This is a genomic window from Roseospira navarrensis, assembly GCF_009601025.1.
GTDB classification, from domain to species: Bacteria; Pseudomonadota; Alphaproteobacteria; order Rhodospirillales; family Rhodospirillaceae; genus Rhodospira; species Rhodospira navarrensis.
In genome coordinates, this window is the sequence record NZ_WIVE01000091.1 from 1 (window position 1) to 11,980 (window position 11,980).

The window sequence follows — 11,980 nt, forward strand, 5'->3', positions numbered from 1 at the left end:
CCGGATCGCGGATCACGATGACAACGGGCAAAGACCCCATCCTGAGACGATCACACGATCCGGTGCGGGGCCCCGGGTGGCCACCCGGGGCCCCGCAACCCGGCATCTCCACAATGCCACAAATCAAACAGACAATCCTGAGCGCCTGTGGGGCGCGAAGGACCTCGCGCGCGGGTCTCCGACCTCTCGCAAAGACCTGCGGGAACGATCCCGTCAACCTGAACCTGTTGCCCTGCCCGTCGTTGCGCGAGGGCTTCCGTCGGCGCACGATCCGGTCTATGGTCCGCCGCCTCGGGCCGAATTGCCGGTCCCGACACGTGGAAACACAACCTCGGAAGCAGGACGAGAGATCATGACCGCGATCAAGGAACGGGGGCAGTTCGTGCTGTCCGGCGGGGCGGACCTGGCCAACGGCGCCGGCACGGATGCGAAGGCGATCGCGCGCTTCGCCGGCCTGTCGGAAAAGGCCGTGCAGCGGATTCTGGCCGGCCAGAAGTCCACCTGGGTGCGCTGCGCCAAGGTGGTGCGGGCGCTCCAGGCCATGGGCGCGAAGGACGCCAGCCTGGACGCCGTGTCGCGCCAGGGCGCCTGATGCCACGGGGCCGGCTCGCCTGGGCCGGCCTTGCTTTTTCCCGTCCGTCATGCCGCCGCGGGAGAGGCCCTTGAACCCCGCCGTCAAGCACGCGCTCAGCCTGTTCGTTTCGCTGTACGCCCTGTGGCTGCTGTTGTCCGGCCACTGGGCGGATCCGCTGCTGCTCGGGCTGGGACTGGCGGCGGCGGCGCTGACCGTGTTCATCGCGTGGCGGATGGAAGGGCTGGACCATGAGGGCGTGCCGGTCAGCGTGACGCTGAACGCGCTCGCCTACTGGCCGTGGCTGCTGTGGCAGATCGTGCTCGCCAATCTGGCCGTGGCCCGCTGCATCCTGGACCCGCGCCGCATCGGGCCGCGCATGGCCTGGGTGCCGGCCAGCCAGAAAAGCGACCTGGGCAAGGTGATCTTCGCCAATTCCATCACCCTGACTCCGGGCACCATCTCGGTGCAGCTCGCGGGCGGTCATATCCTGGTCCATGCCCTGGAGGGCGCGGGCATCGACGACCTGCGCGGCGGCGAGATGAACCGGCGCTGCGCCCGGGTGGAACGCCCGCTCGCGGGGGACGGCCGGACCGGCGGGGAGGGCACCTGATGTTCACCGTCGGCAGCCTGTTCGTGCTGGTCACCATGGCCCTAGCGCTGGTTCGGGCGGTGCGCGGGCCCTCGGTCTACGACCGCATCGTGGCGGTGAACCTGTTCGGCACCATGACGGTGGTGCTGCTGGTGCTGCTCGGGTTCCTGACGGATCGTCCCGAGTTCGAGGACATCGCCCTGCTGTACGTGCTCATCAACTTCGCCGGCACCATCGCTGTCATGAAGTTCGTGAAGTACAGCAGTCTGGCCGGTCCGCCCGATGGCGGCGGTGGGCGCGGGGCTCCGTCCGGCCGGGAGGGCGACGCCTGATGGACGCGATCCTGATCGGCCTGAGCTGGGTCCTCATCGTCGCCGGCGGAGTCTTCTCCGTGCTGTCCGGCCTCGGCGTGGTGCGGTTTCCCGACGTCTTCACCCGCATGCATGCGGCCAGCCTTGCCGATACCCTGGGGGCCGGGCTCATCATTCTGGGTCTGCTGGTGCAAGCCGGGATCGGCGCCGATCTGGTCGGGATCAAGCTGATCCTGATCCTTGTGTTCCTGCTGTTCACGAGTCCGGTGGTGACGCACGCGCTCGCCCAGGCGGCCCTGCGTGATGGCCTGACGCCCTGGACCCGGGACGGGACGCCCACGGAAGCGGGCCTCGACTCCACGGTCGAGGAGGACGAGGCCCTTGCCCCGGACGCGCTGCGCAAGACATCGGGCGAGGGGACCTGAGCCATGGAACAGGCCATCGATATCGTGCTGATGGCGTTCATGGCCGTGACGGCCATCGTCATGATCCGCCTGCGCAACCTGTATGCCGTCGTGATGCTCTCCGGCATCTTCAGCCTGCTCTCGGCCTCCATGTTCGTGGTGCTGGATGCCGTGGATGTGGCCTTCACCGAAGCGGCGGTCGGCGCGGGAATCTCCACCGTGCTGATGCTGGGCACCCTGGCCCTGACCTTCCGCGAGGAGCGACCCCGCCGCCGTCGGGACCTCACGCCGTTGGCGGTGGTCCTGGTGACGGGCGCGGCGCTGATCTACGGCACCCTGGACATGCCCCATTTCGGCGATCCGAACGCGCCGATCCACCACCATGTCGCGCCGCGCTACATCGAGGACAGTCCGGTGGAGGTCGGCCCGCCCAACATGGTGACCAGCGTGCTGGCCAGCTATCGCGGCTACGACACGCTGGGCGAGACCACGGTGATCTTCACGGCCGGCGTGGCGGTCATGGTGCTGCTGTCCGGGGTCTGGCGGCGGCGACGGCGGGTTGCGCCGCTTGATCCCGACGCGGGCCGCGTGTCGGCGGACGGGGAGGGCAGACCCGCGCACACGGAGACCGACCCATGAGGATGCATTCGGTCCTGAGGACCTCCACCAAGCTGCTGATGCCGCCCATCATGCTGTTCGGTCTGTATGTGCAGTTTCACGGCGATTACGGCCCCGGCGGCGGGTTCCAGGCCGGCGTGATCTTCGCCGTGGCCTTCATCCTGTTCGCGCTGATCTTCGGGCCCGACCGGGCCCGCGCCGTGGCGCCGTCCTGGGTGACGACGCCGCTGTGCGCGGCGGGCGTGCTGCTGTACGCCGGCGTCGGCCTCGTGACCATGGCGCTGGGCGGCGAGTACCTGAACTACAACGTGCTGGCGGCCGATCCCCACGACGGCCAGCATCTGGGCATCCTGCTGGTCGAGTTGGGCGTGGGTCTCACCGTCTGGGCGGTGATGGTGTCCATCTTCCTGGCGTTCGTCGAGCGCGGGCGCGTCGAGACGACCGCGCCGGACCCGGAGTCGGGGGACGCGCCCCGTGATTGAGACGATTCTGGGCCTCTACAACTACTGGATCGTCATCGTCCTGATGATGGCCGGCTTCTACACCGTGATCGCGCGCGGCAACCTCGCGAAAAAGATCATCGGTCTCAACATCTTCCAGACCTCCGTGTTTCTGCTCTACATCACCATGGGATATGTCCGGGGCGGCACCGCGCCCATCGTGGACCCCTCCGGCGAGGCGACGCTGTACACCAATCCGCTGCCGAGTGTGCTGATCCTGACCGCCATTGTGGTGGGCATCGCGACCACGGCGCTGGGTCTCGCGCTGGCGGTCCGCATCCGGGAGTCCCACGGCACCCTGGAGGAAGACGAGATCCTGGCGATCGAGGACCGCATGGACGGGGAGCACTGACCGGCCATGTCCCTGATCCAGAACCTGCCCGCGCTTCAGGTGGTCCTGCCGCTGTTCGCCGCACCCCTCTGCCTGTTCCTGCGTCATCCCCGGCTGGCCTGGCTGTTCGCGCTGGCGGTGGGCGGCGCGGTGTTCGCGATCGCCGTCAGCCTGACCATGACGGTGGGCGAGGTCGGCGCCTTCAGCTACGAAATGGGCGGCTGGGCGGCGCCCTGGGGCATCGAGTACGTCATCGACCCCCTGGATACGCTCATTCTGTGCCTGGTCTCGGGCATCGGCCTGCTGGTGCTGCTGTACGCCGGACCCAGTGTCGAGGCCGAGATCCCGCGCGGTCTGATCCCCCAGTTCTATGTGCTGTACCTGCTGTGCCTGACCGGGCTTTTGGGCATGGTGGCCACGGGCGACGTGTTCAACCTGTTCGTCTTCCTGGAGATTTCGTCGCTGTCCACCTATGCCCTGGTGGCCCTGGGGCGCGATCCCCGGGCGCAGACGGCGGCCTACCGCTATCTCATCCTGGGGTCGCTGGGGGCGACGTTCTACGTCATCGGCATCGGCCTGCTGTACATGATGACGGGCACCCTCAACATGGAGGATCTGGCGCGGCTGATCCCGGAGGTGGCGGACACCCGCACCGTGTCGGTGGCCATCGCCTTCCTGGCCGTGGGCCTGTCGCTGAAGCTGGCGCTGTTCCCGCTGCACAAGTGGTTGCCGGCCGCCTACACCTATGCGCCGTCCGTGGTGACCGCCTTCGTGGCCGCCACGGCGACCAAGGTGGCGGTCTACGTGATGGTGCGGATCTTCTTCACCGTCCTCGGCCCCATCGACGCCTTCCAGACGCTGCCTGCGGCGGTGCACGAAACCCAGGTGGTCTCGTTCCTCGCCATTCTGGCCATGCTGTCGGGCTCGGCCGTGGCGATCTTCCAGCCCAATCTGAAGCGGCTGTTCGCCTATTCGTCGGTCGCGCAGATCGGCTACATGATGCTCGGCATCAGCATGGTGTCGGTGACCGGGATGACGGCGGGCCTCGTCCACATGGTCAACCACGCGATGATCAAGGGCACGATCTTCATGGCGCTGGGTGCGCTCATCCTGCGCCTGGGCTGGCCGCGCCTGGAGCGGCTGGACGGCGTGGGCTACCGCATGCCCGTGACCTTCGCCGCGTTCGTCATCGGCGCGCTCAGTCTGATCGGGGTGCCGGGCACGTCCGGGTTCATCAGCAAGCTGTATCTGGTCAAGGCCGCCCTGGAGGATCAGCACTGGATCATGGCGGCGGCCGTGGTGCTGTCGTCGTTCCTGGCGATCATCTACGTCTGGAAGATCCTGGAAGTGGCCTACATGCGGTCGCCGCCGGCGGACGCCGCGCCGGTCAGGGAAGCGCCGCTGATCATGCTGGCGCCGCTCTGGATCCTGGCGCTGGCGAACCTGTATTTCGGGCTGGATACGACCTACACCATCGGTCTGTCCGAGAGTGCGGCCGAGTTCATCCTGAACTACACGCCGGGCGAGGGACCGGGCTTCGAGCATCCGCTGCTGACCGGGCACGGCGCGGCTGAGTCGGGGGGGACGCACTGATGATCCCCCTGCTGTTCGACATGCCGACCACGATTGCGCTGACCCTGCTGGTGCCGTTCGCCGGCACCCTGGCCGTGCTGCTGCTGGGCCGCTGGCCCAACCTGCGCGAGGCCGCCACGCTGGCCACGGCGAGCGCGCTGACCGTGCTGGTCTATTCGCTGCTCGGCCCCGTGCTGGAGGGCGCGCGGCCCGAACTGACCCTGTGGGAGGTGGTGCCGGGCGTGCCGCTGGCCTTCTCGGTCGAGCCGCTGGGCATGATCTTCGCCATGATCGCAAGCCTGTTGTGGATCGTGACCACGGTCTACGCCATCGGCTACATGCGCGGGAACGACGAGCACGCCCAGACCCGCTTTTACGCCTGTTTCGCCGTCGCCATCCTGTCGGCCATGGGCATCGCCTTCGCGGGCAACCTGCTGACGCTGTTCCTGTTCTACGAGCTGATGACGATCAGCACCTTCCCGCTGGTCACCCACAAGGGCACCGAGGAGGCGAAGCGCTCCGGCCGGGTCTATCTGGGCATCCTGATGGGCACCTCGATCGGGTTGCAGTTGGTGGCCATCATCGGATGCTGGATCCTGGCGGGCAGCCTGGATTTCGTGCCGGGCGGGCTGCTGGCCGGGAAGGCCGAGGGCTGGCCGGTGCTGATCCTGTTCGTGCTGTTCGTGTTCGGCATCGGCAAGGCGGCCGTGATGCCCTTCCATCGCTGGCTGCCGGCGGCCATGGTCGCCCCCACGCCGGTGTCGGCGCTGCTGCACGCGGTCGCGGTGGTGAAGGCGGGCGTGTTCACGGTGGTCAAGGTGGTGGTCTATGTCTTCGGGCTGGACCTGCTCAACGCGACCAGCGGCACGGAGTGGATCGCCGTCGCCGCCGGCTTCACCATCCTGTCGGCGAGCCTCGTGGCCCTTCAGCAGGACAACCTGAAGCGTCGGCTGGCCTATTCGACCATCAGCCAGCTCAGCTATGTGGTGCTGGCGGCGGCGATCCTGGCGCCGCTGTCCGTGATGGGGGCGGCCCTGCACATCATGGCCCACGCCTTCGGCAAGATCACCCTGTTCTTCGCCGCCGGCTCCATCTACACCGCCGCGCACAAGACGCGGGTGAGCGAGTTGCACGGCATCGGCTGGAAGATGCCCTGGACGATGGGGGCGTTCGCCATCGGCAGCCTGTCCATGATCGGGGTGCCGCCGACGGCGGGTTTCGTCTCCAAGTGGTTCATGCTGTCGGGCGCCTACGAGGCGCAGGCCTGGGCCGCCATCGCCGTCATCTTCGCCTCGACGGTGCTCAACGCCGCCTATTTCCTGCCCATCGTCTACCATGCCTTCGCGCGACCCCAACCGGCGGGCGGGCACGGCTACAGCGGCACCCACGGGCTCGACGCGGCCGACCGCGCCCATGGGGCGGAGGAGGGCGACGGCCACCACGCCGACCACGGCGAGGCGCCGTGGCCCATCGTGCTGGCGCTGACCTTCACCGCCGGGGGCAGCGTGGTGCTGTTCCTGTTTCCTGATGCCTTCCTGACCCTGGCCGAACAGCTTGTGGGGGGCCGCCCATGATGCGCCGCCTGTTTCCTCTGCCGGACCCGACGCGGCCGCCCCGGCTGGTCAAGGTGGCGCGCACGCCGCCGTCCGGCGAGATGCCGCCAACCCGTCCGCCCGGCGAAAAGCGGGCGTGGATCGTCACGACGGAGGGTGTCCGCACCCAATGGCGCGTGTTCGGCGTCGTGCTGGCGCTGACGGTGCTGGGCGAACTCCTCGTCCACCTGCATCCGCATTTCGAGATCGAGGGCTGGTTCGGCTTTCATGCCTGGTTCGGGTTCCTGGGCTGTGTCGTGATGGTGCTGGTCGCCAAGGGCCTCGCCGTGTTCCTGAAGCGCAAGGACACCTTCTACGATGTCGTGGACTAGCCTGCCCCCCGCCCTGGTGCTGATGCTGGCCGGCGTGCTGCTGCCGCTGCTGCCGCGCGCCGCGCGTCAGGCGGTCTCGCTGATCGCGCCCCTGGCCGCGCTGGGGCTGGTGTGGACGGTTCCCGACGGCGTGTCGCTGTCGGTGGAGTACCTGGGCTACCGCGTCGATCTGGTCGAGGCGGATGCGCTGTCGCGGCTGTTCGGCACCATCTTCGCCCTGATGGCGTTCGTCGGCTGCATCTTCGCGCTGCCCCAGCGCAACGTGCTGGAACTGGCGGCGGCGCTGGTCTACGCGGGCGGTGCGGTGGGGGTCTCGTTCGCGGGCGATCTGATCGGCGTGTTCATCTTCTGGGAGCTGATGGCCGTCGCCTCCACGCTGGTGGTCTGGGCCCCGGGCACGCCGGAGGCCCGGCAGGCCGGGCTGCGCTACGCCTTCATGCACCTGCTGGGCGGCGCGGTTCTGATGGCCGGCATCGCCGGGCATGTGGCCGCCACCGGCTCCACCGAGTTCACCGCGATGACGGCGGACACGCCGGCGACGATCCTGATCCTGATCGGCTTCCTCATCAACGCCGGGGCGCCGCCGGTCTCGGCGTGGCTGCCCGACGCCTACCCGAAAGCCTCCTGGAGCGGCACGGTCTTCCTGTCCGCCTTCACCACCAAGACGGCGGTGTACGTGCTGCTGCGCGGCTTTCCGGGCACCGAGATCCTGATCTGGGTGGGGCTGTATATGGTGTTCTACGGCATCGTCTATGCGCTGCTGGAGAACAACATGCGGCGCATCCTGGCCTATTCGATCATCAACCAGGTGGGGTTCATGGTGGTGGGCATCGGCATCGGGACCGAGGTCGCCCTGAACGGGGCCGCCGCCCATGCCTTCGCCCACATCATCTACAAGGCGCTGCTGCTGATGAGCGCGGGCTCCGTGCTCTACATGACCGGCCTGCGCAAGTGCACCGACCTGGGCGGGCTGTTCCGCTCCATGCCGATCACCACGGTCTGCGGCACCATCGGGGCGCTGGCGATCTCGGCCTTTCCGTGGACGTCCGGGTTCGTCACCAAGTCGATGATTACCCAGGGGGCGGCGGATCAGCACATGCTGTGGGCCTGGCTGCTGCTGCAGGCCGCCAGCGCGGGCGTGTTCCTGCACGCCGGCATCAAGTTCCCGTGGTTCGTGTTCTTCCAGCGGGACAGCGGGCTGCGGCCCAAGGACCCGCCGTGGGCGATGCGTCTGGCCATGATCGCGTTTGCGTTTCTGTGCATCGGCATCGGCCTGATGCCGGGGCCGCTGTATGCCCTGTTGCCGTTCCCGGTGGACTACGAGGCCTACACCGGGGCCCATATCGTGACCCAGTTGCAGCTTCTGCTGTTCTCGGGGCTGGCGTTCTTCATGCTGCTGCCGCTGATGAAGCGGACGGAGACCATCACACTCGATTTCGACTGGATCTGGCGGCGCTTCCTGCCGCGCGTGGCGCTGGCGCTGCGGGACACGCTGGGCGAGGCCTGGACGGGGGCGCTGGGCGCCGCCCGCCGCCGGATCGAGGGTGTCATGGTCTGGACCGAGCGGACCCACAGCCTGCACGGTCCCATGGGCCGCACCTGGCCCATCAGCGCCTCGGCGGTGATGGTGGCGCTGTTCCTGCTGGTGTATCTGGTGCTGTTCTTCGTCTGGCCGCGATGACGGCTATCCGCGCCTGGCGGCGCGCGGGCCGAGGAAGAACCAGACGATCAGGCCTGCGATGGGGAGCAGGAGGAGGGCCAGCAGCCACAGCGCCTTGGGCAGCGGGTCGGCGGTGCTGCCCAGCACGTGCATGGCGGCCCAGACAACGAGAATCAGCAGCAGAAGGCCGAGAAGGCCGAATTCCAATCCAAACACGGGTCTGTCCTTGTGATCGTGGGGCAGGACGGTGTGATGCTCACACCGTCGCCAGGAAACCGTCGAGCGCGGCGAGGGTTGCATAGGGGTTCTCGACATGGACCCAATGGCCTGCGCCCGGAATGGCCTCGAAGCGCGCGTTGGGGAACAGCGGCGGGAACGCCTCCTGGTACTCGGTCCGCACGTAGTCGGATGTGCCGCCGTAGAGCACCAGCGTGGGCCCGTCGTAGCGCGAGCCCGCTCGGGGGATCGGCCATCCCGTGAGAGTGGGCAGGCTGTCCAGCAGCACCCGCAGGTTCATGCGCCAGCGCGTGGCGCCGCCGTCCGGGCCGGGCAGTTCCAGGTTCTGCAGCAGGAAGGCCCGCATGGACCCGTCCGGGATGGCCTCGGCCATGCTGGCGTCGGCGTCGGCGCGGCGGGTGACCTGATCCAGGGGCACGGCCTCCATGGCGTGCGCGCAGGTCTCGATGGAGCGGCCGGGCGGATAGGAGACCGGGGCCACGTCCACGGGCACCAGGGCCCGCACCCGCGCGGGGTCCTCCAGCGCCAGCCACATGGCGGCCTTGCCGCCCATGCTGTGGCCGACCACGACCGCGGGCTCGGAACCGACGTCCCTGAGCAGCAGGCTGCGCAGGTCGTCGGCCATGCCGGGATAGTCCATCGCATCGTGCCACGGCGCGGTGCCGTGGTTGCGCATGTCGGGCGTCAGCACGCGCCAGCCCTGACCCGCCAGATGTTTGGCGATGCGGGACCAGTTCCGGCCGGAGCCGAACAGACCGTGCAGGATGACGAGGGGCGGGCCGTCTCCGACGACGGAACAGGGCAGATCAAGAGGCATTGCGACAAGAGTGCGGTTCAAAGGATCGTCAGTCAGGGGAGAGACCCTAACGGGTTCCGGCGCCGACGGGAACCGCTGTGTGTGATCCGGGCGATCCAGAAGGGCGCGCCGTGGGGCGCCATTGGTCGCGGCTGGACCGGATCGGCGGGACATAAAGAGGGCGGGCCGGCGCGCTTTGGGGGGCAAGAGGGGGGCGCGTGCCGGCCCGCCAAGAGAAGAGTCAGGCGGCTGCGGTCATCAGCCGTTCCCGGGCATGGCGCACGAAGCCGGCCACGTCCTCGGGCGACAGGCCGTCGCGGTTCATGACGAGACCGACGAGGGGGTCGGACAGCAGACTGTCCAGATCGGGTTCCTGGTCCTGGTCCCAACCGTGCCCTTCGCCGCTCCAGCCGCGGGCGACATGAGAGAAGCCGCGCGCATCCAGGCGGGGTCGGCCGGCATGGGGCCGGTGGCGCGGCCGGCCGCGCGTCAAGGATGTGGCGGCAAGTGTGAGCATATTGCGCGAAGTGGTCATGATGGTCCCTCCCGTCCAGGGGGTCCCTCTTTTTTCACGGGGACCGCATACATGACTCATATGGTCTTCTTTGCCCGGGTGTCAATTTATTTCGCGGGGAGTCCAAAAGCTTGTCAAAAATTTCACTGCCGGGCCGCGCAGTGCCGAAGGATGGGAGCCGGTGTCACTTTGAATCCTCTCTCACGTCCACCGTACGTGGGGGGGCTGGTGGCCGGTTCCAACCGGCGCGGACACGGGATCCGCGCGCCGGAGCGGGGGGGCAGGCGATGCAGGAGGCGGGCCGAGGCCGGGGCGGAGGGTCGGGGTTTGCGCCCGGTGTGGCGCTCACGCAACAGGGGCGGCCATCCCGGCCGCCCCTGTCACATTTTACAGATCCACGCGAACGTCGTAGGTGCTGAAACGACTTGACGGCGCGTCCGGCCCGACTCGGATCGGCCGTCGTCCGGCCTTTCTCAGCCCGGGCTGAACGTGGCGATGAAGTAGCCGGCGGCGACCGCCGTGCCGATGACGCCGGCCACGTTCGGGCCCATCGCATGCATCAGCAGGAAGTTGCCGGGGTCCGCCCGGGTGCCCTCGACCTGCGAGACGCGGGCCGCCATGGGTACGGCCGAAACCCCCGCCGAGCCGATCAGCGGGTTGATCTTGTTCTCCTTGATGAACAGGTTCATCCCCTTGGCCATCAGCACGCCGGCGGCGGTGGCGATGCCGAAGGCGACCACGCCCAGCGCCAGGATCTTCAGGGTCTCGAACTGCAGGAACCGCTCGCCGGTCATGGTGATGCCGACGCTCGTGCCCAGGAAGATGGTCACGGCGTTGATGACCTCGTTCTGCGCCGCCTTGCTGAGGCGCTCCGTGACCCCGCATTCCCGCAGGAAGTTGCCCAGCATCAGCATGCCGATCAGGGCCGAGGCGGCCGGCACCAGCAGGATGACCAGCACGGTCACCACCAGCGCGAAAATGAGCTTCTCCAGGCGCGAGACCTTGCGCAGGGAGCGCATGCGGATGCGCCGCTCTTCCGGTGTCGTCAGGGCGCGCATGACCGGCGGTTGCAGCATGGGCACAAGGGCCATGTAGCTGTAGGCGGCCACCGCGATGGGGGCCAGCAGATCGGGCGCCAGCTTGTTCGCCAGGAAGATGGATGTCGGGCCATCCGCCCCGCCGATGATGGCGATGGCGGCGGATTCCTGGTTGGTGAAGCCGATGATCGCCGCGCCCATGAAGGTGGCGAACACGCCAAACTGGGCGGCCGCGCCCAGCAACAGCGTGCGAGGCGCTGCGATCAGGGGGCCGAAGTCGGTCAGCGCGCCCACGCCCATGAAGATCAGGGGCGGGAAGATCTCCAGGTGGACACCCTGCTGAATGTAGTAGAACAGCCCGCCCGGGTGATCGCCTTCGGGCAGGTTCACCAGCCCGGCCGTCGGCAGGTTGGCGAGCAGGGCGCCGAACGCGATCGGGACCAGCAGGAGCGGCTCGAACTTCTTGTAGACCGCGAGATACATGAGGACGAGCACCACGACCCACATGACGCACATGCGCCAAGTGATGCCGGGGATCCCGGTCAGTTCGAACAGGTGCTGGAAGGTTTCCATGGACGGCGCTCCCCTGTGACGGTCCGGATCGAGATCGGCTTCGGTCGTCGGACCCTCGCTACCCCAGGGACAGCAGGACCTGACCCTCTGCGACGCTCACGCCGGCCTGGACCGAGACGGCCGTCACGGTGCCGCCCTGCTGCGCCTGGATGGGCGTGTTCATCTTCATCGCTTCGAGCATGACCACCTGTTGTCCGGCGGCCACGGTGTCGCCCACCTTGACGTCCACCGAGACCACGGTGCCGGCCATCGGCGAGGCGATGTCGTTGGCGCCGGCGGGGGCGACCGCCGGAGCGGCCGGCGCGGGGGCCGGTGCGGCGGGCGCCGGGGAGGGCGCGGC

General features: G+C 68.3%; 16 protein-coding genes. 11 read left to right on the forward strand and 5 right to left on the reverse strand.

What is annotated here, in order from left to right; all coding sequences use genetic code 11:
• Positions 1–352: 352 nt before the first annotated feature.
• From GHC57_RS17655 to GHC57_RS17705, 11 genes are all read left to right on the forward strand, one after another.
• A complete protein-coding gene (locus GHC57_RS17655; protein ID WP_153346725.1) occupies positions 353–592 on the forward strand; it encodes a hypothetical protein in 240 nt (79 codons plus the stop codon).
• A 70-nt stretch (positions 593–662) separates the two neighbouring features.
• Positions 663–1,184 (forward strand): Na+/H+ antiporter subunit E, encoded by a 522-nt coding sequence (locus tag GHC57_RS17660; RefSeq protein WP_246152461.1) that lies wholly within the window; start codon positions 663–665, stop codon positions 1,182–1,184.
• Positions 1,184–1,495 (forward strand): MrpF/PhaF family protein, encoded by a 312-nt coding sequence (locus tag GHC57_RS17665; RefSeq protein WP_153346729.1) that lies wholly within the window; start codon positions 1,184–1,186, stop codon positions 1,493–1,495. Before GHC57_RS17660 ends, GHC57_RS17665 begins: the two co-directional genes overlap by 1 nt.
• Positions 1,495–1,899 carry a monovalent cation/H(+) antiporter subunit G gene (gene mnhG, locus GHC57_RS17670; protein WP_153346731.1) on the forward strand — a complete coding sequence of 135 codons (405 nt, stop codon included), beginning with the start codon at positions 1,495–1,497 and terminating at the stop codon, positions 1,897–1,899. The genes GHC57_RS17665 and mnhG overlap by 1 nt, the downstream gene beginning before the upstream one ends.
• A gap of 3 nt (positions 1,900–1,902) precedes the next feature.
• Positions 1,903–2,517: a DUF4040 domain-containing protein gene (locus tag GHC57_RS17675; RefSeq protein WP_153346733.1), complete on the forward strand. Its 615-nt coding sequence runs from the start codon at positions 1,903–1,905 to the stop codon at positions 2,515–2,517.
• On the forward strand, positions 2,514–2,978 hold the full coding sequence (locus GHC57_RS17680; RefSeq protein WP_153346735.1) for a Na(+)/H(+) antiporter subunit B: 465 nt from the start codon (positions 2,514–2,516) through the stop codon (positions 2,976–2,978). The genes GHC57_RS17675 and GHC57_RS17680 overlap by 4 nt, the downstream gene beginning before the upstream one ends.
• Positions 2,971–3,348 carry a cation:proton antiporter subunit C gene (locus GHC57_RS17685; RefSeq protein ID WP_343031205.1) on the forward strand — a complete coding sequence of 126 codons (378 nt, stop codon included), beginning with the start codon at positions 2,971–2,973 and terminating at the stop codon, positions 3,346–3,348. The genes GHC57_RS17680 and GHC57_RS17685 overlap by 8 nt, the downstream gene beginning before the upstream one ends.
• Before the next feature lie 6 nt (positions 3,349–3,354).
• Entirely contained in the window at positions 3,355–4,920 is a 1,566-nt protein-coding gene (locus GHC57_RS17690; protein WP_153346737.1) for a monovalent cation/H+ antiporter subunit D family protein, read from the forward strand.
• Positions 4,920–6,473, forward strand: a complete 1,554-nt coding sequence (locus tag GHC57_RS17695; protein WP_246152464.1) for a monovalent cation/H+ antiporter subunit D family protein — start codon at positions 4,920–4,922, stop codon at positions 6,471–6,473. The genes GHC57_RS17690 and GHC57_RS17695 overlap by 1 nt, the downstream gene beginning before the upstream one ends.
• Complete coding sequence (locus GHC57_RS17700) at positions 6,470–6,823, forward strand: hypothetical protein (protein ID WP_211369237.1); 354 nt, start codon at positions 6,470–6,472, stop codon at positions 6,821–6,823. Before GHC57_RS17695 ends, GHC57_RS17700 begins: the two co-directional genes overlap by 4 nt.
• A complete protein-coding gene (locus GHC57_RS17705) occupies positions 6,810–8,504 on the forward strand; it encodes a Na(+)/H(+) antiporter subunit D (RefSeq protein ID WP_153346738.1) in 1,695 nt (564 codons plus the stop codon). The genes GHC57_RS17700 and GHC57_RS17705 overlap by 14 nt, the downstream gene beginning before the upstream one ends.
• Positions 8,505–8,507: 3 nt before the next feature.
• Here the strand turns inward: GHC57_RS17705 and GHC57_RS17710 are convergent, their stop codons facing one another.
• From GHC57_RS17710 to GHC57_RS17730, 5 genes are all read right to left on the reverse strand, one after another.
• A complete protein-coding gene (locus tag GHC57_RS17710; protein ID WP_343031206.1) occupies positions 8,508–8,699 on the reverse strand; it encodes a PLDc N-terminal domain-containing protein in 192 nt (63 codons plus the stop codon).
• Positions 8,700–8,739: 40 nt separating this feature from the next.
• The gene (locus GHC57_RS17715) at positions 8,740–9,537 is read right to left on the reverse strand and encodes an alpha/beta fold hydrolase (protein ID WP_153346742.1); all 798 of its coding nucleotides are present in this window, start codon (positions 9,535–9,537) and stop codon (positions 8,740–8,742) included.
• Between the two features lie 220 nt (positions 9,538–9,757).
• Positions 9,758–10,051 (reverse strand): hypothetical protein, encoded by a 294-nt coding sequence (locus tag GHC57_RS17720; protein WP_153346744.1) that lies wholly within the window; start codon positions 10,049–10,051, stop codon positions 9,758–9,760.
• 452 nt (positions 10,052–10,503) lie between these two features.
• Positions 10,504–11,640 carry a sodium ion-translocating decarboxylase subunit beta gene (locus GHC57_RS17725; RefSeq protein ID WP_153346746.1) on the reverse strand — a complete coding sequence of 379 codons (1,137 nt, stop codon included), beginning with the start codon at positions 11,638–11,640 and terminating at the stop codon, positions 10,504–10,506.
• A 58-nt stretch (positions 11,641–11,698) separates the two neighbouring features.
• On the reverse strand, positions 11,699–11,980 hold a 282-nt coding region (locus tag GHC57_RS17730), incomplete at its 5' end, for a biotin/lipoyl-containing protein (protein WP_153346748.1).